Source organism: Sulfurimonas sp. (assembly GCF_016744025.1).
Taxonomy (GTDB): domain Bacteria; phylum Campylobacterota; class Campylobacteria; order Campylobacterales; family Sulfurimonadaceae; genus Sulfurimonas.
The window spans coordinates 1-1,638 of the sequence record NZ_JADGFC010000248.1 but is presented as its reverse complement, the minus strand read 5'-3'; the positions used below and the strand labels follow the sequence as shown (position 1 = coordinate 1,638).

At 31.0% G+C, this 1,638-nt stretch carries 3 protein-coding genes; all 3 read right to left on the bottom strand.

All coding sequences use genetic code 11. The annotated features are described in order from the left end of the window. Window positions 1–208: 208 nt before the first annotated feature. On the bottom strand, window positions 209–559 hold the full coding sequence (locus tag QZZ48_RS15735) for a DUF6262 family protein (protein ID WP_294967200.1): 351 nt from the start codon (window positions 557–559) through the stop codon (window positions 209–211). A gap of 12 nt (window positions 560–571) precedes the next feature. Then, the gene (locus tag QZZ48_RS15730; RefSeq protein ID WP_294967199.1) at window positions 572–1,009 is read right to left on the bottom strand and encodes a hypothetical protein; all 438 of its coding nucleotides are present in this window, start codon (window positions 1,007–1,009) and stop codon (window positions 572–574) included. A gap of 338 nt (window positions 1,010–1,347) precedes the next feature. Further along, window positions 1,348–1,638, bottom strand: a 291-nt coding sequence (locus tag QZZ48_RS15725) for a hypothetical protein (RefSeq protein ID WP_294967198.1), incomplete at its 5' end; no start/stop codon positions are given.

Below are 1,638 nucleotides of genomic sequence, written 5' to 3'. Positions count from 1 at the left end.
AACAGTTTTTGTCTCCTAGGGTCTAAATTATTATCAGCTTGATAATAGACTTCATTTGGAGTTTTATAATTAATCGCTGAATGTAATCTTTTTTTGTTAAATGTAGGTTTTTACTGGTTTAGTAATTGTCTAGTTTATAGGGGACATTCCAAACCTATATAAATATATGTAACTTATGCTTTGTGTATTTACTACATAATATCGAAAATTACAAAGAATTAATAATTTTTATTCCAACTATTTGATCCATTAACTTAGCATTAGCATCCCGTAACTGTTTATTATCTTTACGAAGCTTTTCTATAAGATTATTTTTATCAAGTATATCGCTACGGTGTTCATTTCTTTTAATTTTACTGTCTATTGGCACCGTTTGTTCAAATAAATCTTTATAGTTGGCATAAATATTAGCTCTACTAGTTCCTGATAAAGTAGCAACATTGGAGACTGACACCTTATCACCAGATGACTGGAGTTCCTCTATAATTTTTTGTAATTTTTTTCTGGTTTCCTCTTTTTGCTCAAGTTTATACTTTTTAAGTGAATCTCCCTTTGCCATACAGTGTATCTCCTAATTAATTTTATCTATAATAGTTTTTAACTTATTAAGTTGATGTGTTGCTTTTTTTACTTCAATAACCTGATTGTTAGATTGACATTTCGTTATGTGTGTTTGCAAAAGGTTTATCTCATTTTCAAAATTAGGTAAAAAAGTTTCATTTGTTACAAAATCACTACACCCAACCATATAGCAACTTTGAGCACCTAAATTAGGGCAATTACCTCGCTTGAAATCATAAAGGCATAAACCAAAAGGAAGAGGGTTGATACCATAGAGCTTTGAAATACCGTTAACAACCTCATTTAAATCTGTTACAGATTTTGCATTATTGATACCGCTTCTAAATACTTCTCCCTCTTTACCTTGTGTAAAAATTGTATCAGCTTCAAGCATACCCTGAATGTAACTTTTTTTAAGCTCATCTTTTGTAATATTTATATAGTGCATTGTCATCTCTATAGAAAGATGCTTAAAATGTGTCTGTATTACAGCAGGATTAATATTTCTATCTCCTACTGCAATTTTAGCGAATGTATGTCTGAAACAGTGAGATGCAATACGTATTGTTTTATTTTGAGAGTTCTTAAAGTATTCATCAATATTATGTCGTTTTAAAAATGGGCGAATAAGATAGTGATTCCATTTACCCGATTCTAGAGAAACAGGTTTATATCGTTGTTATACGTCATCTGGATGACCTTTTTTTCTCCTACGTGACAATGTATAAAACAGGTATTGATTTTCATCAGCTTCCATTCTCAGTACTTCGCTAAGCTCATCAAGTTTCAATACAAGGTAATAACTGGCTCAATTTCAGTCTTTTCTATTTCAGCAGTAAGCCAGTATTTACCTTTATTATCTTTTTCAACACATCCTGTTTTTAGATAAAGAACCTCTGAAATTCGTAAACCTGTATGAGCTTGAATTAATATTCCAAATTTAACATTATTTATTCTAATAAGCCCTGCACTTAGACCACCTTTTATATATTGCACTACATCAGGTTCATCCCAAGCATTTTGGATAATCTGCTTCCAAATAGGAAGGGGAATGCTTTTGTCATCATTACCACCTTC

Coding starts and splice junctions, on each gene's coding strand:
- QZZ48_RS15735 (WP_294967200.1), bottom strand. CDS start 559: ATGGCAAAGGGAGATTCACTTAAAAAGTATAAACTTGAGCAAAAAGAG.
- QZZ48_RS15730 (WP_294967199.1), bottom strand. CDS start 1,009: ATGCACTATATAAATATTACAAAAGATGAGCTTAAAAAAAGTTACATT.